The following is a 19220-nucleotide window of genomic DNA, read 5'->3' on the forward strand; positions in this document are numbered from 1 at the left end:
TCTCGTCGACGACCCCTTCGTCTAGAGGCCTAGGACACCGCCCTCTCACGGCGGCAACACGGGTTCGAATCCCGTAGGGGTCGCCATCGACGGACAATCCCAGAACCCACCGGTTTACCCTGCCGCCCCGGCGTCGCATGATGCGTCGGGGGTGTGTCCGGAGGCGGCGATGGTCAGCGATGACAATCTGCGCGTCGATCTGCAGGCGCCGGATATCGCGGACTGGCGGCACGGCAATACCGGCGTCGAATACGCGCACTGCCTGGACAGCGGCCGATCCGGTCCGGACGCCCTGATCAATGCCCTGATGCATGGCAATGAACTGTGCGGCGCGATCGCGGTCGACCGCCTGCTGCGCAGCGGCTTCCGGCCGACCCGCGGCCGGCTGACGCTGTGCTTCGCCAATACCGAGGCCTATCGCCGGTTCGACCCGTCGGCACCCGCCCGCTCGCGCTTCGTCGACGAGGACATGAACCGGCTTTGGTCGGCCGACCGCCTGGACGCGCCGCCGGTCACCGCCGAGGCCCGGCGGGCGCGGGCGCTGCGGCCGCTGTTCGACCGGGCCGACCGGCTGCTGGATATCCACTCCATGGGCACCCGGTCGGCGCCGGTCCTGCTGATCCACGGCCTGGCGAAGGAACGCCGGTTCGCCCGCGCGATGCGGGTGCCGGCGACGGTCGCCTGCGGCGGCGGCCACGTGCAGGGCCGCCGGCTGATCGAGTACGCGCCGTTCAACGATCCGGACAGCGACAAGGTCGCGCTGCTGGTGGAGTGCGGCCATCACTGGTCGCCGGAGTCCGCGGTGGTGGCGATGGACGCCGCCCTGTACTTCCTTCGGGCGCTGGACATGGTCGACCCGGGCTATTTCCGGGAGCATGTCGGCGATCCGGCGCCGCCGCCGCAGATCGTCCTGGACGTCACCCACGGCTACACCATCCGGACCGACGACTTCTACTTCACCGCGCAGTTCGCCGGGCTGGAACGGTTCCCGCGGGCCGGCGAGGTATTCGCGGTCGACGGCGGCGAGGAGAACCGGACCCCCTATGACGACTGCGTGCTGGTGATGCCGAACCATCGCGCGGTGAAAGGCCAGCGGGCGTTCCGGCTGGCGAGGGCGGCCGCGGACTGACCGTCCCGGAAACACGGCTCGAGCCATGCATGCCGCGCAGGTCGGCCGCGTGCCGGCCGCGCTGGTGCGGGCCCGGTGAAATCCCTACATCCGCGACAGTTCAGAGTCCCGGTCGCAGGAGGCCGCCATGACCCGTTCCGATCTCCGCCTCGGCGCCAACCAGACCCCGGCCGCCGCCGTCACGCTCGCTCAGTCCGAGGTGCTCGCCCCGGTCGCATTGGCGATCGCCGGCCTGGTCCTGGCCGGGATCGACCGCATCGCCCGGCTGTTTGGCCGCGGCTGATCGGGCGCCGGTCGCCCGGCCGCTCAAGGCACCACCCATTCGGCCTGACGGCTGCCGTCCGCGTCCCACCGGAAGCGGGCCCGCCAGTGGCTGTCGGGCCCGAGCCATATCCAGTCCCAGCGCCGCCACACGACGGTGACCAGCGCGAAGGCGCTGCGGTCGCCGTCGGCGGCCGGTCTGGCCGGCGTTCCCGGTCGGCCGATCGGCGTGCCGGGAGCCGCGCCGTGGCGGTAGATCGACCGGCCTTCCGGGGGCAGGGCCGACCAGGCGGCATCGGCGGCCGGGCCGGCGTCCTCGACCCGCGCATCGCCGGCAATCCGAACCTGCTGGGCGGTCGCGGGATTCCAGAAGCACAGCTCGACCTGCCGCTGCCGGTCGATCTGTCCGGCCTTGTCCGAGCGGATGTCGGTGTTCACCCGCAGCGCCCGGTCGGCCGGCCGAACCGACCGCAGCACGACGGTGCGCAGCGTCGGCTCGCCGTCGGCCGTGAGCGAGGCCAGCATCGGCGTGCGCCAGGGCGAGGCCGGGGCCGATACCGCATCGGAGAGCTGGCCGAGAATGTGCTCGGCGAGGGTGTTCAGGTCGTCGGGCGGCGTCACGGCGGCTACTCCGTCCGCGCGGTACGGGCCAGCAGGTAGCAGAGATAGGAGCCGACGCAGGCGAACAGGATCATGCCGGCCATGGCGCCGTGGTCCGTCTGGTTCTGCAGCACGCCGACAACGACGGTGAACACCGCGCCGACCGCCATCTGGCCGAAGCCCATCAGGCCGGACGCGGCCCCGGCGATCCGCGGGTTGACGCTGATCGCCCCGGCGATGCCGTTGGGCTGGCTGAGGCCGTTGCCGACCGCCACCAGCATCATCGGCACGAACACGCTGGCGGTGGTCACGATCCCGGCCAGCAGCAGGCCGACGCCGGCCAGCCCGCCCAGCGTCGACACGCCGATCCCGAGCGCGATCATCCGGTCGACACCGAGCCGCTGGGACAGCCGGCTGGCGAGGAAGTTGCCGGTCATGTAGCCGCCCGAGATCAGCACGAAATACAGGCCGTATTCGCTCGGATCCTTGTGCAGGATCTCGATCACGACATAGGGACCGCCGGCCAGGAACGCGAAGAAGGCGCCGACCGACATGGCGGTATTGCCGGCATAGCCGAGGAAGGCGCGCGAGCGCAGCAGCTCGCCGTAGCTTCGCAGCATTGACAGCAGGTCGATGCGCGGGATCGGCGTGAGGTTGGTCTCGTTCAGGCGGGGGATCGCGGCCGCCAGTACGACCAGCCCCAGCGCCATCGGCACCAGGAAGGTCGAGTGCCAGCCGAAGCTGGCCTCCAGCAGCCCGCCGAGCGCAGGGGCGATCGCCGGCGCCACCGCCATCGCCATGGTGACCAGCGCGATGACGCTGGCGGCACGGTCGCGCTCGAACACGTCGCGCACGATCGCCCGGCCGAGCACCATGCCGGCGCAGCCGCCGACCGCCTGCAGCACGCGCCCGGCGATCAGCGCTTCGACCGACCAGGCGAAGGCGCACATCAGACTGGCGGCAACGTAGATCGCCAGGCCGGTGAGCAGGGCCGGTCGTCGCCCGAAACGGTCGGACAGGGGGCCGTAGGCGAGCTGCGCCACCGCGACGCCCGCCAGATAGAGCGTCAGGGTCAGCTGGATGGTGGCGTAGTCGGTTCCGAACACCCGCGTCAGCCCGGGCATCGAAGGCACGAAGATGTTGAGCGCCAGCGGTCCGGTGGCGGTGGCCACGACCAGGATCCAGATCGGCGGGGAGATCGGCTTGTCGGACATCGCGCTGCGGCCGGCGGGCCGTCCCAGGTGATAGGCGGGACACCCTAAGGGCGGGACGGTCGGTGGCCAAGGGCCCCTGAGGAAAGCCTCCTCCGACAGGTATGTCGGCCTTGGCGACCGGGCCGCGCCATCGGGCTTGCGGAGTGCGTCCCGCACACCGTCCTGCCGTTGGCGGCCGGCCGATCCCTCGCGTTAACACCTTGGCGACGTTTGTATGGTAAAAACCGCGACGGAGAGGGGCGCACACCCGCCAACGCGGAGACCGAGCCGGGGATGACGAGCGCCGCGCAGATCGGAGCGACAGGGATCGGAGGCGTGCCGGGATACGGCGCGCCCGGGATCTATGGCCGCCCGCCTGCCGGCCCCGACCAGGGCGAGGACGAGCGCAACGCCACCACGCTTCCCGGCCAGGACGATACCGAGCAGAGCGAGGCGCTGCCGGGCCGCCGGCCGCCGCCGCCGCCGGGCACCGCGCCCTCGACATCCGATGTCGTGCGGCTGCCCGGCCAGGAGACGGTCGGCGAGAGCGGACCGCGAAACCCCTTGATCGCCGGCGGTGCCTTCACCCTCGCCGTCGCCATCGGCCTGTCGCTCGACCAGCGGACGCAGCCGCAGGGGCTGGAGCCGGCGACGCCGTCCACGACGGCCGCCGCCGACGACGAGGACCAGGCCCAGGCGGAAGGCGAGGAGGACATCGAAGGCCTCACCGAGGAAGAGCGCGAACTGGTCAGGGAACTGCAGCAGAGCGACGCCGAGGTGCGGCGGCACGAAGCCGCTCACGCGGCCGCCGGCGGCGAGTTCGCCGGCGCTCCGACCTTCACCTACCAGACCGGTCCGGACGGCAAGCGCTATGCGGTCGGCGGCGAGGTCTCGATCGACACCTCGCCGGTCAGGGGCGATCCCGAGGCGACCATCCGCAAGGCCCAGCGTATCCGGGCCGCGGCCAACGCACCCGCCGACCCGTCGTCGCAGGACCGGCGCGTCGCCGCCCAGGCAGACTCCCTGCGGCAGCAGGCACAGGCCGAACTGCAGGCCGAGCGCCGCGAGGAGCGGCAGGCGGAAGACGCGGAATCCGCGGGCGGGGGCACGCCGGTCGGCCAGGCCGGATCGCAGGACGCCCCCGGGGCCGAGGCGGCTGCCGTGCCGGGCGTTGCCCCGCCGGCCTCGCCGCCGCCGGCGCCGGCGGAAGAACCGGGCTTCGGCGCGCGAAGTGCCGGGGCCGGTGGCGGCTTTGCGCCGGCTGGGGAAGACACCGATACCGCCGCGGGTTCCCGACCGCCGAACGGACCGCAGGATCGCGACGACGATTCGGCGGGTCCGTTCACGCCGGGCGCCTTCAGTGCCGCCGCCGCGAGCTACCGCGGCCCGACAGCCAGGCAGAGCCTGGTTTCTCTCGCCGTCTGAACGGACACCAGCGTCTTCAGCTCTTCGGGGCCGCCGCCTTGTCGCCGCCTCCGGCCGGGGTGGCCGGCTGTAGGCGCCGCGGCTCGAAGCCGAGGCATTTCTTGAAGCTGTCGGCGGTCTGGCCCGGTGTCTCGGAGCATGTGAAGAACAGGTCGCGGCAGCGGGTGTAGTCGGTGTCGTTGCCGGTGAAGCGAAGGTCGTCGCAGAGTTCCTGGAACCGCTTTGCGATCAGGGAGAAGCTCTCGGCCGGCTCCTCGAATGCGTCGGCCTCGGGATCGAGCGGCTTCACCTTCAGGAACTGCGCGATCGCCTGGTTGGCGCGCCGCAGCGTGAGTTCCGCCCGAAGCTGCTCGCCGAGGATGGTGTAGTAGGTCACGTGGATATTCTCGCCGAGCATCATCTGGCGGAGCACCGGCGGAATGAATCCCCGCCGTGCGTCGCCCCAGATGATGAACTGGATGGCGCGACCGGCGATCTTGTAGAGGGTCGGCTCGCTGCCGACCTCCAGTTTCTTGAGTTCATCGAGGTCGATCGGGTCGTTGCCGTCGATCTGGTAGGTCGGCAACCGGTCGGAAGTCAGCATCGCCTGGCTGGAGCGTGGCAGGTTGAACTCGCCCCAGATAGAATTATCGTTCAATCTCATAAGTTTGAAGCTGTATCCCTCCTGCGTCAGGATGCGCGCTTCGAGGATCGGCTGTTTGCTGATCGGGTCGGTGAGGACCTCGACGTACCACTGCACGCGCGCTGCGCTCGCGGATGTGATCCCGGTCATGCATCCAAGTGCGAGGATCATGACGAACAGGGAGGCGCGGATGGATTGCGGGATGCTCTGCATGGACGCGCATTATAGGCGAATCGGGACTGGGTCGATAGGACGCGGCGATGGGAATGGTGGCCGGACTTGCGATGACGGCGGTAGCCGGATGGGGGCTGCTGGCGACGGTGCTGTACGTCATGCAGCGCAGCATCCTGTTCGTTCCGGACGTCGCCCGGCCAGACCCGGCGGAGAGCCGGGCACCGACGATGCAGCGCGTGCAGGCCGAGACCGGGGATGGACTGCGGCTCGAGGGTTGGTGGCAGCCGCCGGCGCCCGGCCGGCCGACGGTCGCCTATTTCCACGGCAACGGCGGCAACGTCGGCGGCCGCGACGAGAAGGCGCGCCGCTTCATCGAACGCGGCTACGGGCTGCTGCTTGCGGGTTACCGCGGCTATGGCGGCAATCCCGGCTCGCCGAGTGAACTCGGGCTGATCGAGGACGGTCGCGCCTGGATGGACCGGCTGGAGCAGTTCGGGGTGCCGGCGCAGGGCGTGCTGCTGTACGGCGAGTCCCTCGGATCGGGGGTTGCGACCGCACTGGCGCTCGAACGGTCGGTGGCCGGACTGGTGCTGGAGGCACCCTATACGTCGATCGTCGACATCGCCGCCGCGCGCTACTGGTTCGTGCCCGTGCGGCTGCTGCTGCTCGACCGGTTCGACACCCGCAGCCGGCTGCCCGGGGTCGGGATGCCGGTGCTGATCGTCCATGGCACCGACGACCGGGTGATCCCGGCGTCCCACGGCGAAGCGCTGTTCGCGGTCGCGCCGGAGCCGAAGCGCCTGGTGCAGATCGAAGGCGGCGGCCATACCGACCTGTTCGAGCACGGCGCCCTGGATGCGGTCGACCGCTTCGTCCGCGAGGTCCTGGGCCCCGGTCCCTGGTCGGCGGCGCGGTTATGAGTTATTTAACGGGTGTCGGAGGAAGATGACGCGATGGCTATCGGCAACGCGATCTCCAGCGCCCTGAGCGGCGTACTGGCCGCCGAACGGCGGGTCGGGAACTCGGCGAACAACGTCGCCAACCTGCGCAGCGTGGCGGCGCCCGGCGTCGACGGCCCGGCGACCGATGCCGAGGGCAACCCGCTGTTCCGCCCGGGCCGCACCGCCGACGTGACGGCACCGACCGGCGGCGTGCGGTCCAACCAACTGCTGGTCGATCCCTCGGCCGTGCGGGAATACGATCCGTCGGCGCCCGACGCCGATGCCGAGGGCCTGGTCAACCGCCCGAATGTCGACCTGGCCCGGGAAACCGCAGACCGGATCGCCGGTCAGCGGCAGTTCGAGGCCAACCTGGCGACGATCCGCGCGGCCGACGAACTCCTGCAGGCGACCTTAGACATCAAGAGCTGACGGCTTCGCGCTGGCTCAGGGCCTTGCTGGCCGCCTTGAACGGCAGCAGCACGCAGTCGTGTCGCGGCCGCGCGCCCCGGACCGGCGCGAAGCTGCCCAGCTGCGCCCACGGAAGCCCGTCCTCGGCGACCTGCCCGGCCAGATAGGCCGCGACCGCGGCGCCGGCGTGCTCCAGCGTCGCCACCGGCGCGCCGACGGCTTCCCCGGCGATGATGGCGGTGGCGGCCTGGCAGAGCGCGCAGCCCTGGACCTTGGCCCCCACGGCGATGATCCGACCGTCCTCGATGCGCAGGTCGACGGTGACCCGGTCGCCGCAGATCGGGTTGTCGATCCGGGCCGAGACCGTGGGCTCCTCGAGCCGGCCGATCGCGCGGCCCAGCCTGGCGAGAGCGAGGATCTCGGCCTGGTAGAGCGGATCGCTCATGGCTCGGCACCGCCGGTGAGGGCGGCCAGCGCCGCCGGCGTATCGACGTCGAGCAGCACCGCCTCGTCCTCGACCTCGACCTCGGCGACCACCTCGTCGTGTTCGCCGATGATGTGACGGGCGCCGACGTCGCCGGACACCGCCCCCATCTCCTCGAAGAACCGCCGGGCGAACAGCACCGGGTTGCCGCGCTTGCCGCGCCGCGTGGGCACGATGATCGCGCGGCCCTCGACCGGGTCGAAGGCGGCGATCATGCGGTCAAGGATGGCGGCGCTGACCTTCGGCATGTCGGCCAGGCAGACGATCGCCCCGTCGGTTTCCGCCGGCAGGGCGGCGAGGCCGGTCTTCAGCGAGGTCGACAGGCCGTCGGCGAAATCCGGGTTCTCCGCGAAGGTCACCGGGCAGCCGCCGAGCGCGCTCCGGACCCGGTCGGCCTCGTGTCCGGTCACGACGACCACCGGGTCGGCCCCGGACTCCAGTACGTGGTCGACCACGTGGCGGACCATGGGGCGCCCGTCGATGTCGGCCAGCAGCTTGTTCAGTTCCCCCATGCGGCGGGACTGGCCGCCGGCGAGGACCAGGGCGGCGACCGTGGGCCGGCGGGCCGGGGCCTTGTGGGCCTGGACCGGGGCCTTGCCTTCCTTGGCGCGGGTACGGGGCATCGGGCGGCTCGGTATGTCCTTCAGCAGGCCGCCGGGTCCCATGCGCATGACCTCCTCGCGGCCGATCGGCAGTCGGGCGACCGCGCGCTGCAGCACCCAGTCGAAACCGTTCAGCTTGGGCGAGCGCGCGCAGCCCGGCAGGCCGATCACCGTGGCGTCGCCGATCCGCCCCATCAGCATCAGGTTGCCCGGATCGACCGGCATGCCGAAATGGGTGACGGCACCGCCGGCGGCGACGATGGCGGCCGGCACCACGTCGCGGCGGTCGACCACCGCCGAGGCGCCGGACACCAGAACCATCTGGGCGCCGTTCTGCAGGGTGGTCTCGATCGCCTTGGCGATGGCCGCGGTGGCATGCTCGCAACGGGCCTCGTGGCAGATCTCGCTGTTCATCGGGTGCAGGCGGGTGCGGGTGACCTCCAGCGTGGAGTCCAGCACGCTTTCCTTGGTCCCGGGCAGCCGCGACTGCACCAGGCCGACCCGCGTCGGCCGGTACAGTGCCACCCGGACCATCGGCGTGTCGCGCCGGGCGATCGCCTCGGTCAGCAGCACGGTGTCGTCGGGGACCGCGAAGGCGATGATCTTCAGGGTGGCGATCATCTGGCCGGCCTCGACCGACAGGTAGGGCGGCACCATCGCCAGGGTCACGGCCTCGTCGATCAGGTTGAAGGCGTCCAGCCGGGCGGGGTCGTAGACCACGACGCCGGCACTCTCGGCGTACAGGTTGGCGCGGCCGGTGAAGGCGGCCCCGGCGGTCACCGCATCGCCGACCAGGGCACGGGCGAGCCGGTTCGCGGCATCGTCCTCGCCGACGTCGCCGGGCTCCAGGCGGGCGGCGACGACCTGGGCGTAGCCGGCGTCGCGCAGCACCGTCAGGTCGTCCGGCCCGAGCACCGTGCCCTTCTTCAGGGTCTTGGCTTCGAGTCGCAGCGAATGGGCGAGGATGGCGCCCTCGGCCTCATCGGTCGGAATGTCGCCGAACTGCAATCCAGTCTCCTCAGGCGGCCTTGGCTACGGCCGGCGCCTCGTGCAGTACCGCGGTAAGCTCGGCCAGGATAGACAACGCGATCTCGGCCGGCGAGACCGCCCCGATCGGCAGTCCGGCCGGCCCGTGGATACGGGCAAGGGTAGCGTCGTCGAAGCCGAGCTCGCGCAGCCGGTCGAGCCGGCGCGCGTGGGTGCGGCGGCTGCCCAGGCAGGCGATGTAGAAGGCGTCGGACTTCAGCGCGATCTCGAGCGCCGGATCGTCCAGCTTGGGGTCGTGGGTGAGGGTGACCACCGCGGTCCGGTTGTCGGGGGCGAGCGCCTCCATCGCCTCGTCCGGCCAGTCGTCGACCAACTGTACGTTCGGGAAGCGCTCGGCGGTGGCGAAGCTGGCGCGCGGGTCGATGACGATCACCTCGTAGCCGGCGATCGCCGCCATCGGCACCAGGGTCTGGGAGATGTGGACGGCGCCGACCACGACGATCCGCAGCGGCGGGTTGTGGCAGTCCACGAAATACCGGGCGTCGCCGTGCTCGACGGTGCCGCCGGCGTTGTCGCGCAACCGCCGCCGCGCCTCGGCGACCACCGCATCCGGCAGCGTTCCGTCGACCCGATCGTGGAATACCAGGACCTGGGCGCCGTCGGTCAGCGCCGTGACCAGGGCCACCGGGGTCTTGGCCGCCCGGGCGGCCTGCAATGCGTTCAACAGTACCGCCTTCATGACCTCAGGCCTCCAGCCGCTCGACCCAAACCTCGACCTTGCCGCCGCAGGCCAGCCCGACCTCCCAGGCCTGCTCGTCGCTGACCCCGAAGTCCAGCAGGCGCGGGGCGGCGCCGGCCATCACGTCGAAAGCCTCCTTGATGACGGCGCCCTCGATGCAGCCGCCGGAGACCGACCCGACCATCGCGCCCTCGCCGTCGACGACAAGCCGCGAGCCGACGGGCCGCGGCGAGCTGCCCCAGGTCTTCACAACCGTGGCGACCGCGACCTTGCGACCCTCGGCCAGCCAGGCGCCGGCGGTGGCGAGAACGTCGTCCTGGGTGGCGAATGCGCTGGTGTCGGTCATCGTCAGGTTCCCCTCACACGGTTTCCCGGGTCTCGCGCTGCTCGTCCTCGACGCGGCGCAGGGCCGCCAGCCAGCCTTCCATGCCCTCGCGCCGGCGCAGTGCCGGCCGGCCGATAGCATCCGCAAGTTGCTCCAGGCTGTCGAGCGAGTGAACGGTCCGGAAATCGTCGACATGCGGAAGGATCGCCCGCACTCCCAGAGATTTGGGCGCGAAGCCGTCGAAGCGCAACAGCGGATTGAGCCAGATCAGGCGGCGGCAGGACTTGTGCAGCCGTTCCATCTCCTCGGCCAGCCCGGCGCCGACCTCGCGGTCCAGGCCGTCGGTGATCAGCAGCACGACGGCGCCCTGGGTCAGCACCCGGCGCCCCCAGTAGCGGTTGAATTCGTGCAGGCAGTGGCCGATGCGGGTGCCGCCCGACCAGTCGTCGACATTGGCGCCGACCTTGGCCAGGGCATCGTCCACGTCGCGCGAGCGCAGGTAGCGGGTGACGTTGGTCAGCCGGGTGCCGAACAGGAAGGTGTGGACCCGGTCGCGGTCGCTGGTCACCGCGTGCATGAAATGCAGCAGCATCCGGGAATACCGGCTCATCGAGCCGGAGATGTCGCACAGCGCCACCAGCGGCGGGTGCCGCATCCGGCGCTTCTTGTGCTGCAGCGGGATCTCGTCGCCGCCGGACCGCAGGGTCGCCTGAAGGGTGCGGCGCAGGTCGACGCGGTTGCCGAACTCGGCCGGCCGGAACCGGCGGGTCGGGACCTCCATGATCGGCAGCCGCATGGTCCGCACCGCTTGCGTCGCGCGCGCGACCTCCTCGGCCGACATCTTCTCGAAATCCATGGCGCGCAACAGCTCTCGGTCCGACCAGGTCATGGCGGCGTCGAACTCGATGTTCTCCTCGTCGGGTTCGCGGCCTTCGTCCTCGCGCGGGGTCTTCGGCGGCTGCAGCGCCTCGGCGACGCGGCGGTTGATCTCCTCACGCTGCTTGTCGTCGGGCACGTCGGCCCGGAATTCCGGCAGGATCACCTGCAGCATGCGCTCCAGGATCCGCGGGTTGCGCCAGAACACGTGGAAAGCCTGGTCGAACACCGTCCGCTGGTCGCGGCGGTTCACGAACACCGCGTGCAGCGTCCAATAGAAGTCGCGGCGGTTGGTGATTCCGGCGACCTCGACCGCCTTGATCGCATCGATCACCGTGCCCGGCCCGACCGGCAGGCCGGCCGCCCGCAGGGCACGGCCGAAATACATGATGTTGTCGACCAGCTTGCCGCCGCCGGGTCCTTCGGCGTCCGGCAGCCCGCGTTCGGGAGGGGCGGCGTCGTTCACGGTGCCTCCGGCGTGTTCCGGATCACGCCACCGCCGCGGCGCCGGCCAGCTCGGACTTGATCTGGTTCAGGATGCGGGTCGCCTCGCTGCCCTGGATCTTGGCGATGTCGTCCTGGTACTTCAGCAGCACGCCCAGCGTATTGTCGATGGCAGCCGGGTCGAGTGCCAGATGGTCGAGCTGGACCAGGGCGTGAACCCAGTCGATGGTCTCGGCCACGCCGGGCAGCTTGAACAGGTCCATCTTGCGCAACGCGTGCACGAAGGCGACGACCTGGCGCGTCAGTTCGGCCGGCGCCTCCGGTGCCTTGACCCGCAGGATCTCGCGCTCGCGCGCGGCACTCGGATAGTCGACCCAGTAGTAGAAGCAGCGGCGCTTCAGGGCGTCGTGGATCTCGCGGGTCCGGTTCGAGGTGATGACCACGATCGGCGGCGTCGCCGCCTTCATCGGGCCGAGTTCCGGGATCGTCACCTGGAAGTCCGAGAGCACCTCCAGCAGGAACGCCTCGAACGGCTCGTCGGTGCGGTCGAGCTCGTCGATCAGCAGCACCGGGGCGCCGCGCTCGTCGGCCTCGAGGGCCTGCAGGATCGGGCGCTTGATCAGGAACCGGTCGTCGAAGATGTCGCGCGCCAGCGCCTCGCGGTCGGCCCCGCCGGATGCCTCGGCCAGCCGGATCTCGACCATCTGCCGGGCGTAGTTCCACTCGTAGACCGCGGAGGAGACGTCCAGGCCCTCGTAGCACTGCAGCCGGATCAGCCGGCGGTCGAGCTGCTCGGCCAGCACCTTGGCGATCTCGGTCTTGCCGACCCCGGCCTCGCCCTCCAGGAAGATCGGTCGCTGCAGGCTGAGCGACAGATGCAGGGCGGTGGCCAGCGACCGGTCGGCGACGTAGTTGCCGCCGGTCAGCAGCGCCAAGGTGGCGTCGACGGACTCGGGGATCGAGACGGCCATGGGATCTCCGGGTGGGATCGAGGTCGAAGGGGAAGTCGTGGGCGACATAACATGCAGTGCCGGTTAAGGCCAATAACGGCCCGAGGCGCCGATCGCCACGACGACCAGGCCGAGCGCGAGATTGAGCGCGACGATCCGGCGGATACCGGCGAGCGCCGGCCCGGCGGCCTGCAGGTCGCCGGCGTCGACGGCCCGGCGGAACCGGGCCCATGACGCGAAGTACAGGTGCCCGTACAGCAGGAACATGATCCAGCCGAGGCCCTGCATGACGTGGATGTGCAGGCCGACCCCGGCCATGCCGCCGAAATGCCCGAACACCAGGGCGTAGCCGGTGACGATCAGGACCAGGACGGCGGCCGAGACCCAGGGGAAGAACCGGGCGAACACCCGGCGCCACAGGCGCGGGCGCTCCGCCGCCGGCTCGATCCCGCCGACCGACGGCCGCAGGACGACGTAGGCGAAGAACATCCCGCCGACCCAGATCACGGCGGCGACGATGTGCAGGGCGACAAGCAGGGCGGTCATGAACGGGGCCTTCTCACGCGGTTGCCCAACAGATTGGTGTTTGTGGCACGAATGCCAGCCCCGGGTAAGCCCGGCACGGGTGCGGTGCCCCGACGGCGCCGGTCCCCGCCGCCTGGGAGCCGAAACCCGCCCCGGGGGTTGTCCGGGGCGAGGGCGCGCCACCACCGGGCGGGGCCGCAAGACATCGATGGGAGTACCCAATGCCGGACGCAGGAACCGTCCCGCCGCCGGAGGCGGTGAGCCGACTGCCCAGCATCGACTATGCCGTCTGGGTCCTGGCGGCCTGCGTCTTCGGGGCCGCCATGTTCGCGGCCAGCGCCGTGGTGATCCCGATCGTCGGGGCGGCGGTGCTCTCGGTGATCGTCGCACCGATCGCACGGTGGCTGATGCGTCGCCTGCACCTGCCGAACGGCCTGGCCTCGCTGGCGGCCTTCCTGCTGGCCGTCGTGGTCATCCTGTCGGTCGCGCTGATCGCGGTTCCCACGGTTCAGCGTATCGCAAACGACTTCCCGCTGCTGTCGTACCGGGTCGAGTACAAGCTGCGCAGCCTGGCGCTGCCGATCGATGCCGTGAAAAGCTGGTCGGAGACCGTCGAGAAGGTCGCGTCGTTCGGCCAGGAGACCGACAACGAGAAGGTGGTGGTGCGCGAGGGCGGGGGCACCATTGGCCAGCTGATGAGTTCGGCCCCCGGTTTCGCCGCCCAGCTTCTGCTGATGGTGGTGCTGGTGTTCTTCTTCGTACGGGACCGCCGTACGATAAACCGGACGGTCCTGGCGCTGGCGCCGACCCATCAGGCGCGGTTGCGGATCGGCCGGGTATCCCGCCTGGTCCAGCGCAACGCGGTATCCTATCTGGCCGCCGTCACCATGATCAACGTCACCCTCGGCGTCGCGACCGGCACCGCGTTCTGGATCATCGGCATGCCGGAGCCCTGGGCCTGGGGGGCCGCGATGGCGGTCCTGAACTATCTGCCGTTCATCGGCCCGTTCACCCTCCAGGTGATCTCGTTCCTGGCCGGACTGATCGTGTTCCCGTCGGTCGAGGCGGCACTGGTGCCGCCGATCGTGCTGCTGGCGCTGAACATCGCCGAGTCGAACTTCGGGATGCCGCTGGTGATGGAGCGCCGGTTCATGACCAGCCCGCTGGCGATCCTGATCGGGATCGCCTTCGGGGCCTGGCTGTGGGGTGTGGCGGGCGCGATCCTGGCGGTGCCGCTGGTGGTGATGGTGGCGACCGGGATGCGGGCGTTCTACGATCGCGGGAGCGGCGCGCCGGTGACCGCCAGGAAGCGGGTGGCGGCGGTCCGCGGTTAGCGGCGACCGCCGCTGCGGGCGACCAGGGTTCCGACGATGAAGGCCGCCGCAACCAGGCCGAGCGGCGGCAGGGCGTTGCTGGCGCTCATGCCGGCCCGGAACCCGATGTCGGACATCAGCGCGGCGCCGGGGTCGGGGACCGGCGCCGCGCCGGCCCGCTCGATCTCCCGCAGGCGCCGCCGCCGTCGTCCCGCCATCTGGACGTGCAGGGCGGACAGGGTCACCAGGGCAAGTCCGCCCGACCACGCCAGCAACGCTTCGACCAGGCCGATGCGGTCGGCGGTCGCGATCACCCCGGCGGCGACCGCGAGGCCGACCGCCAGGGTGCCGGCGAACAGCAGCACGACGGCCCCCGCGACGCTCCAGGCGGCCTGTCGCAGGCGGGCCCGGAGCAGTTGCCGCAGGACGACGACGGATGGCAGCGCCATGTCAGGAGCGGCGCGCGAAGGTACCGAACAGCAGGCCGACGCCGAAAGCGATCAGCAGCGAGGTGGTCGGCTTCTCCTCGACGAAGTCGGTGACGCGGGTGCCGGCGGAACTGGCAGCCTGCTGGGCGGCGGTGGCGGTCTTCTGGACGCGATCGCGGGTGCGGTCGCGGACATCGTCGGCGGTTTCGCCCAGGAGCCGGCTGACGGCGTCGGTCAGGCTCGAGATGTCGCGGCGCAGCGCGTCGAACTCGGCCTGAACGTCGGCGCCCGCGGTCTTGGTGGTTTCGGCCATTGTCATGCTCCTGTGATGGTTGCCGGTAAGGGAACCGTCAGGACGGCGGAGCGGTTCCGCGCAGGCAGGTCGACGCACCGGACATTGCCGCACCGGTTGAACTCCGCCGGAAACCGCCGGAGACTGCAGCTTCCGAGAACCCCCATACGAGGCCGCGATGCGCCCGAGTGCCGGCAGTTTCCCCTACACCGACCAGAACGGCACGGTCTGGCTCGCCTTCATGGACTTCGGCGAGCGTTCGCGCGACCGGGTGGTGATCTGTGTCCACGGCCTGACCCGCAACGGCCGCGATTTCGACCGGCTGGCGACCGCCATGGCCAGGGACTTCAGGGTCATCGAGGTCGACGTCGCCGGGCGCGGGCGGTCGGGCTGGCTGGCCGACAAGGCCAGCTACGGCTACCCCACCTACCTCAAGCACATGGAGGCGCTGCTGGCCTATCGCGGCCTCGAGCAGGTCGACTGGATCGGCACCTCGATGGGCGGGCTGATCGGCATGCTGATGGCGGCCCAGCCCGAGAGCCCGATCCGCCGGCTCGTCCTGAACGATGTCGGTCCGTTCATTCCGAAGGCGGCGCTCGAGCGGATCGGCGAGCGGGTCGGCAAGGATCCGCGGTTCCGGAACCACCAGGAGGCCGCGGACTACTTCCACGAGGCCTATGCCGACTTCGGCATCCCGGACGAGGTCGCCTGGTCCGACCTGACCCTGCACTCGACCGTCCGCCAGGAGAACGGCACCTACGCGCTGCATTACGATCCGGCGATCGGCGACGCCTTCAAGGAACCGATGGAAGACGTCGACCTGTGGGCGGTCTGGGATGCCATCCAGTGCCCGGTCCTGGTGCTGCGCGGCGCCGACTCCGACCTGCTGACCCGGGACACCGCCCGCGAGATGACGCAACGCGGGCCCAAGGCCGACCTGGTGGAGTTCCCGGGCTGCGGCCACGCGCCGGCGCTGATGAGCGAGGACCAGATCCAGGTCGTGCACGAGTGGCTGCTGTCGTTCGAGGAAGACGAGGAGGACACGGCGGCCGATGCCGTCTGACGACGTCGCGAAGGATTTCTGGCCGCTGCGGCCCGAACGCCCGGGTGGGCGTCCGGCGGATCGCGGGCTGCCCCCCGTTGCTCCCGGGTTTCCGGAATTCCGGCCGCGCTGGCCCTGGTGGGGTAGCGACCTGCAGACCCTGCGCGACGTCCTGGTCCCGGCCGCCGACCCGCACGACCCGGCGAGCGCCACGCTCCTGCAGTTCGAGATGCCGGACGGCACCGGCGACCGGCTGACGGCTGTGCTGGAACGGCCCCGCCATCCGGTCGCCGGGCGGCCGCTCGCGGTGCTGGTGCACGGCCTGACCGGCTGCGCCGACAGTCGCTACCTGCTGCGCGCGGCCGGCCGGTTGCTGGATGCGGGCTTTCCGGTCCTGCGCCTCAACCTGCGAGGGGCCGGGGCGTGTCGTTCCTTGTGCCGGGAGCAGTACCATTCCGGCCGCTCGGAGGACCTCGACGCGGTCCTGCAGCGTCTGCCGGACGGCCTGACGGCCGATGGCCTGGTGCTGGTCGGCTGGTCGCTCGGCGCCAACCTGCTGCTGAAGGGGCTATCCGAGTTCGGGGCGGCACACCCGATCCGCGCCGCCGTTGCGGTGTCTGCGCCGATCGACCTGGCCGCTGCCGCCGAGCGGATCCGGTCACCGCGCAACCGGCTGTACCATCGCTGGCTTCTGCGGCGCATGAAGCTGGATGCGGCCGCCGCCCCGGAACCGGTGTCCGGCGACCTGCTGGCGGCTCTCCGGTCGGTGCGCGACATCGTCGATTTCGACCAGCGGATCACCGCGCCGCGCAACGGCTACGACAGCGCCGCCGACTACTACGCCCGGTGCTCCGCGACCGGCTTCCTGGCCGACATACCGGTCCCGACCCTGGTGCTGCACGCCCTCGACGATCCGTGGATCCCGGCAGCGGCCTACAGGGGCTACGACTGGGACGCCAACCGCAACCTGATACCGTTGCTGCCGGCACAGGGCGGGCATGTCGGATTCCATGCGCCGGGCGGGCGGGTGTGGTCCGACGACTGCATGCTCGGCTTCCTGGAAGCGGCCTGCGACGGCGCCGTCAGCCGGCCTTGAGCTTGCGGGCGACCTCGACCGCGAAATAGGTCAGCACGCCGTCGGCGCCGGCCCGCTTGAAGCCCAGCAGGGACTCCATGATCACCCGGTCGCCGTCCAGCCAGCCGCGCTCGTCGGCGGCGCGCAGCATCGCGTACTCGCCGGAGACCTGGTAGGCGAAGGTCGGGACGCCGAAGCTGTCCTTCACCCGGCGCACGATGTCGAGATAGGGCATGCCCGGCTTCACCATCACCATGTCGGCGCCCTCGGCGAGATCGAGGGCGACCTCGCGCAGCGCCTCGTCGCTGTTCGACGGCTGCATCTGGTAGGTCGCCTTGGAGCCCTTGCCGAGGGTCGAGGCCGAGCCGACCGCGTCGCGGAACGGCCCGTAGAACCCGGAGGCGTATTTCGCGGCATAGGCCATGATCTGGACGTGACCATGGCCGGCGGCGTCGAGCGACGACCGGATCGCCCCGATCCGCCCGTCCATCATGTCCGAGGGCGAGATCACGTCGCAGCCGGCCTCGGCCTGGATCAGCGACTGCCGCACCAGCACCTCGACCGTCTCGTCGTTCAGGATCTCCTCGCCGCGCATCAGGCCGTCGTGGCCGTGCGAGGTGAACGGGTCGAGCGCGGCGTCGCACATTACCCCGATCTCGGTGCCGGCCGCCCGGATCGCCCGCACCGCCCGGCACACCACATTGTCGGGATCGACGGCGTTGCTGCCCTCGGCGTCCTTCAGCGCGGGCTCGACATACGGGAACACCGCGACCATCGGGATGCCGAGCGCGGCGGCGTCGCCGACCGCGTCGACCAGCGCGTCCACGGAATGCCGCACCACCCCCGGCATCGACGGGATCGGCACCTGCGGCTCGTCGCCGGCATGGACGAACACCGGCCAGATCAGGTCGTCGACGCCGAGCCGGGTTTCCGCGACCAGACGACGGGACCATTCGGTACGGCGGTTGCGGCGCATCCTGGTGGTCGGAAAGCCCGGCGTCACGGTCGGAACCTTCGGCCCGGTCGGGTGTCCATTGAACGGCATCGTCGTCTCCCTCGTCCCCCGTCGGCGCGAGGGTCTCGCGCGATCATAGGCCGCGTGGCCGGGCATGCAATTTCCGCGTCCGCGGCCTGTCGCCACGGGGTTCCGGCGGCGATTGACGCGGGGGCAGCGTTGACAGCGGCGACGGCCCGCCCGCATATCCGGCGGATCGCGACCACGGTGGAGTCGACCCATGGATTTCGCGCTCAGCGAGGAGCAGCAGGCGATCCGGGATATGGCGCGGGCCTTCTCGCAGGAGAAGCTCGCCCCGAACGCGGCGGCCTGGGACGAGGACGAGGTGTTTCCGGTCGACGTGCTGAAGGAAGCGGCGGCCCTCGGCCTCGCCGGCATCTACGTGCGCGACGACGTCGGCGGGTCCGGGCTCGGCCGGCTCGACGCGGCGCTGATCTTCGAGGAGCTGTCGGCCGGCTGCGTGTCGACGGCGGCGTTCCTGTCGATCCACAACATGGTCTCGTGGATGGTCGACCGGTTCGGCACCGAGGAGGTGCGCCGGCGCTTCCTGCCGAAGCTGGCGTCGATGGAGACCGTCGCCAGCTACTGCCTGACCGAGCCGGGCTCGGGCTCCGACGCGGCGGCCCTGAAGACCCGGGCCGACAAGGTCGGCAACTCCCACTACGTGCTGAACGGCACCAAGGCGTTCATCTCCGGCAGCGGCAGCAGCGACCTCTACGCCGTGATGTGCCGCACCGGCGGCGACGGCCCGAAGGGCGTGTCCTGCATCCTGGTCGAGAACGGCACGCCGGGCCTGAGCTTCGGCAAGAAGGAGCGCAAGCTCGGCTGGAACAGCCAGCCCACCGCCATGGTGAACTTCGAGGACTGCAAGGTCCCGGCCGAGAACCTGGTCGGCGGCGAGGGCGAGGGATTCCGCATCGCCATGGCCGGGCTGGACGGCGGCCGCATCAACATCGCCGCCTGTTCGCTCGGCGGGGCCCGGGCGGCACTCGAGCAGGCCCTCGGCTACGTGAAGGACCGCAAGCAGTTCGGCAAGCCGATCGCCGACTTCCAGGCCACCCAGTTCCGGCTCGCCGACATGGCGACCGAGCTGGACGCCGCCCGGCTGATGGTGCACCGCGCGGCCGCCAGCCTGGACGCCCGGTCGCCGGACGCCACCCAGCACGCCGCCATGGCCAAGCGCTTCGCCACCGATGTCGGCTTCAAGGTGGTCGACGAGGCGCTGCAGCTGCACGGCGGCTACGGCTATCTCCGGGACTTCCCGGTCGAGCGGCTGCTGCGCGACCTGCGGGTGCACCGGATCCTGGAGGGGACCAACGAGATCATGCGCGTGATCATTGCGCGCAAGCTGCTGGCCGACTGAGGCCGGC

22 protein-coding genes and 1 tRNA gene are annotated in these 19220 nt (G+C 70.8%); 10 read left to right on the forward strand and 13 right to left on the reverse strand.

Annotation, left to right across the window (positions count from 1 at the left end; all coding sequences use genetic code 11):
• Positions 1–10 precede the first annotated feature (10 nt).
• The 3 genes from RIC31_RS23115 to RIC31_RS23125 all read left to right on the forward strand — a co-directional run bounded on the left by RIC31_RS23115 (position 11) and on the right by RIC31_RS23125 (position 1412).
• Positions 11–86 (forward strand) — tRNA-Glu (locus tag RIC31_RS23115).
• Positions 87–169: 83 nt separating this feature from the next.
• Positions 170–1129, forward strand: a complete 960-nt coding sequence (locus RIC31_RS23120) for a M14 family metallopeptidase (RefSeq protein ID WP_350113622.1) — start codon at positions 170–172, stop codon at positions 1127–1129.
• A gap of 127 nt (positions 1130–1256) precedes the next feature.
• On the forward strand, positions 1257–1412 hold the full coding sequence (locus RIC31_RS23125; protein WP_350113625.1) for a hypothetical protein: 156 nt from the start codon (positions 1257–1259) through the stop codon (positions 1410–1412).
• Between the two features lie 23 nt (positions 1413–1435).
• Here the strand turns inward: RIC31_RS23125 and RIC31_RS23130 are convergent, their stop codons facing one another.
• Positions 1436–2011, reverse strand: coding sequence for a pyridoxamine 5'-phosphate oxidase family protein (locus tag RIC31_RS23130; RefSeq protein WP_350113628.1), 576 nt, complete (start codon positions 2009–2011; stop codon positions 1436–1438).
• 5 nt (positions 2012–2016) lie between these two features.
• Positions 2017–3204 carry a multidrug effflux MFS transporter gene (locus RIC31_RS23135; RefSeq protein ID WP_350113631.1) on the reverse strand — a complete coding sequence of 396 codons (1188 nt, stop codon included), beginning with the start codon at positions 3202–3204 and terminating at the stop codon, positions 2017–2019.
• A 168-nt stretch (positions 3205–3372) separates the two neighbouring features.
• Here RIC31_RS23135 and RIC31_RS23140 point away from each other — a divergent pair, with 168 nt between their 5' ends.
• Complete coding sequence (locus RIC31_RS23140; RefSeq protein WP_350113634.1) at positions 3373–4608, forward strand: putative metalloprotease CJM1_0395 family protein; 1236 nt, start codon at positions 3373–3375, stop codon at positions 4606–4608.
• Between the two features lie 16 nt (positions 4609–4624).
• Here RIC31_RS23140 and RIC31_RS23145 read toward each other — a convergent pair whose 3' ends face one another.
• A complete protein-coding gene (locus RIC31_RS23145; RefSeq protein WP_350113637.1) occupies positions 4625–5443 on the reverse strand; it encodes a hypothetical protein in 819 nt (272 codons plus the stop codon).
• Positions 5444–5514: 71 nt separating this feature from the next.
• Between RIC31_RS23145 and RIC31_RS23150 the strand changes: the two genes are divergently transcribed.
• Both RIC31_RS23150 and RIC31_RS23155 read left to right on the forward strand, forming a co-directional pair.
• The gene (locus tag RIC31_RS23150) at positions 5515–6324 is read left to right on the forward strand and encodes an alpha/beta hydrolase (RefSeq protein ID WP_350113640.1); all 810 of its coding nucleotides are present in this window, start codon (positions 5515–5517) and stop codon (positions 6322–6324) included.
• Positions 6325–6357: 33 nt separating this feature from the next.
• Positions 6358–6774 carry a flagellar basal body rod protein FlgC gene (locus RIC31_RS23155; protein WP_350113643.1) on the forward strand — a complete coding sequence of 139 codons (417 nt, stop codon included), beginning with the start codon at positions 6358–6360 and terminating at the stop codon, positions 6772–6774.
• Here the strand turns inward: RIC31_RS23155 and RIC31_RS23160 are convergent.
• The 7 genes from RIC31_RS23160 to RIC31_RS23190 all read right to left on the reverse strand — a co-directional run bounded on the left by RIC31_RS23160 (position 6764) and on the right by RIC31_RS23190 (position 12706).
• Positions 6764–7198: an iron-sulfur cluster assembly scaffold protein gene (locus tag RIC31_RS23160; RefSeq protein ID WP_350113646.1), complete on the reverse strand. Its 435-nt coding sequence runs from the start codon at positions 7196–7198 to the stop codon at positions 6764–6766. The two genes, RIC31_RS23155 and RIC31_RS23160, sit on opposite strands and share 11 nt — an antisense overlap.
• Positions 7195–8847, reverse strand: coding sequence for an NTP transferase domain-containing protein (locus RIC31_RS23165; RefSeq protein WP_350113649.1), 1653 nt, complete (start codon positions 8845–8847; stop codon positions 7195–7197). Before RIC31_RS23165 ends, RIC31_RS23160 begins: the two co-directional genes overlap by 4 nt.
• A gap of 10 nt (positions 8848–8857) precedes the next feature.
• Positions 8858–9565: an XdhC family protein gene (locus tag RIC31_RS23170; RefSeq protein WP_350113652.1), complete on the reverse strand. Its 708-nt coding sequence runs from the start codon at positions 9563–9565 to the stop codon at positions 8858–8860.
• 4 nt (positions 9566–9569) lie between these two features.
• Entirely contained in the window at positions 9570–9911 is a 342-nt protein-coding gene (locus RIC31_RS23175) for an XdhC family protein (RefSeq protein ID WP_350113655.1), read from the reverse strand.
• Between the two features lie 13 nt (positions 9912–9924).
• Positions 9925–11232, reverse strand: a complete 1308-nt coding sequence (locus RIC31_RS23180; protein ID WP_350113656.1) for a vWA domain-containing protein — start codon at positions 11230–11232, stop codon at positions 9925–9927.
• Positions 11233–11254: 22 nt separating this feature from the next.
• Complete coding sequence (locus RIC31_RS23185) at positions 11255–12181, reverse strand: AAA family ATPase (RefSeq protein WP_350113659.1); 927 nt, start codon at positions 12179–12181, stop codon at positions 11255–11257.
• Between the two features lie 63 nt (positions 12182–12244).
• Entirely contained in the window at positions 12245–12706 is a 462-nt protein-coding gene (locus RIC31_RS23190; RefSeq protein WP_350113661.1) for a CopD family protein, read from the reverse strand.
• 200 nt (positions 12707–12906) lie between these two features.
• Between RIC31_RS23190 and RIC31_RS23195 the strand changes: the two genes are divergently transcribed.
• Positions 12907–14019: an AI-2E family transporter gene (locus RIC31_RS23195; RefSeq protein WP_350113664.1), complete on the forward strand. Its 1113-nt coding sequence runs from the start codon at positions 12907–12909 to the stop codon at positions 14017–14019.
• On the opposite strand, the gene RIC31_RS23200 is transcribed toward RIC31_RS23195, so the two are convergent.
• On the reverse strand, positions 14016–14447 hold the full coding sequence (locus RIC31_RS23200) for a hypothetical protein (protein ID WP_350113667.1): 432 nt from the start codon (positions 14445–14447) through the stop codon (positions 14016–14018). The two genes, RIC31_RS23195 and RIC31_RS23200, sit on opposite strands and share 4 nt — an antisense overlap.
• Position 14448: 1 nt before the next feature.
• Positions 14449–14739, reverse strand: a complete 291-nt coding sequence (locus RIC31_RS23205; protein ID WP_350113670.1) for a hypothetical protein — start codon at positions 14737–14739, stop codon at positions 14449–14451.
• 157 nt (positions 14740–14896) lie between these two features.
• On the opposite strand from RIC31_RS23205, the gene RIC31_RS23210 reads away from it, so the two are divergent.
• Both RIC31_RS23210 and RIC31_RS23215 read left to right on the forward strand, forming a co-directional pair.
• Entirely contained in the window at positions 14897–15781 is an 885-nt protein-coding gene (locus RIC31_RS23210) for an alpha/beta fold hydrolase (RefSeq protein ID WP_350113673.1), read from the forward strand.
• Positions 15771–16856 carry a YheT family hydrolase gene (locus RIC31_RS23215; RefSeq protein WP_350113676.1) on the forward strand — a complete coding sequence of 362 codons (1086 nt, stop codon included), beginning with the start codon at positions 15771–15773 and terminating at the stop codon, positions 16854–16856. Before RIC31_RS23210 ends, RIC31_RS23215 begins: the two co-directional genes overlap by 11 nt.
• On the opposite strand, the gene hemB is transcribed toward RIC31_RS23215, so the two are convergent.
• The gene (gene hemB, locus RIC31_RS23220; protein WP_350113679.1) at positions 16843–17880 is read right to left on the reverse strand and encodes a porphobilinogen synthase; all 1038 of its coding nucleotides are present in this window, start codon (positions 17878–17880) and stop codon (positions 16843–16845) included. The two genes, RIC31_RS23215 and hemB, sit on opposite strands and share 14 nt — an antisense overlap.
• Positions 17881–18070: 190 nt before the next feature.
• On the opposite strand from hemB, the gene RIC31_RS23225 reads away from it, so the two are divergent.
• A complete protein-coding gene (locus RIC31_RS23225; protein ID WP_350113682.1) occupies positions 18071–19213 on the forward strand; it encodes an acyl-CoA dehydrogenase family protein in 1143 nt (380 codons plus the stop codon).
• Positions 19214–19220 lie beyond the last annotated feature (7 nt).

This window comes from Thalassobaculum sp. (assembly GCF_040219615.1).
GTDB lineage: Bacteria > Pseudomonadota > Alphaproteobacteria > Thalassobaculales > Thalassobaculaceae > Thalassobaculum_A.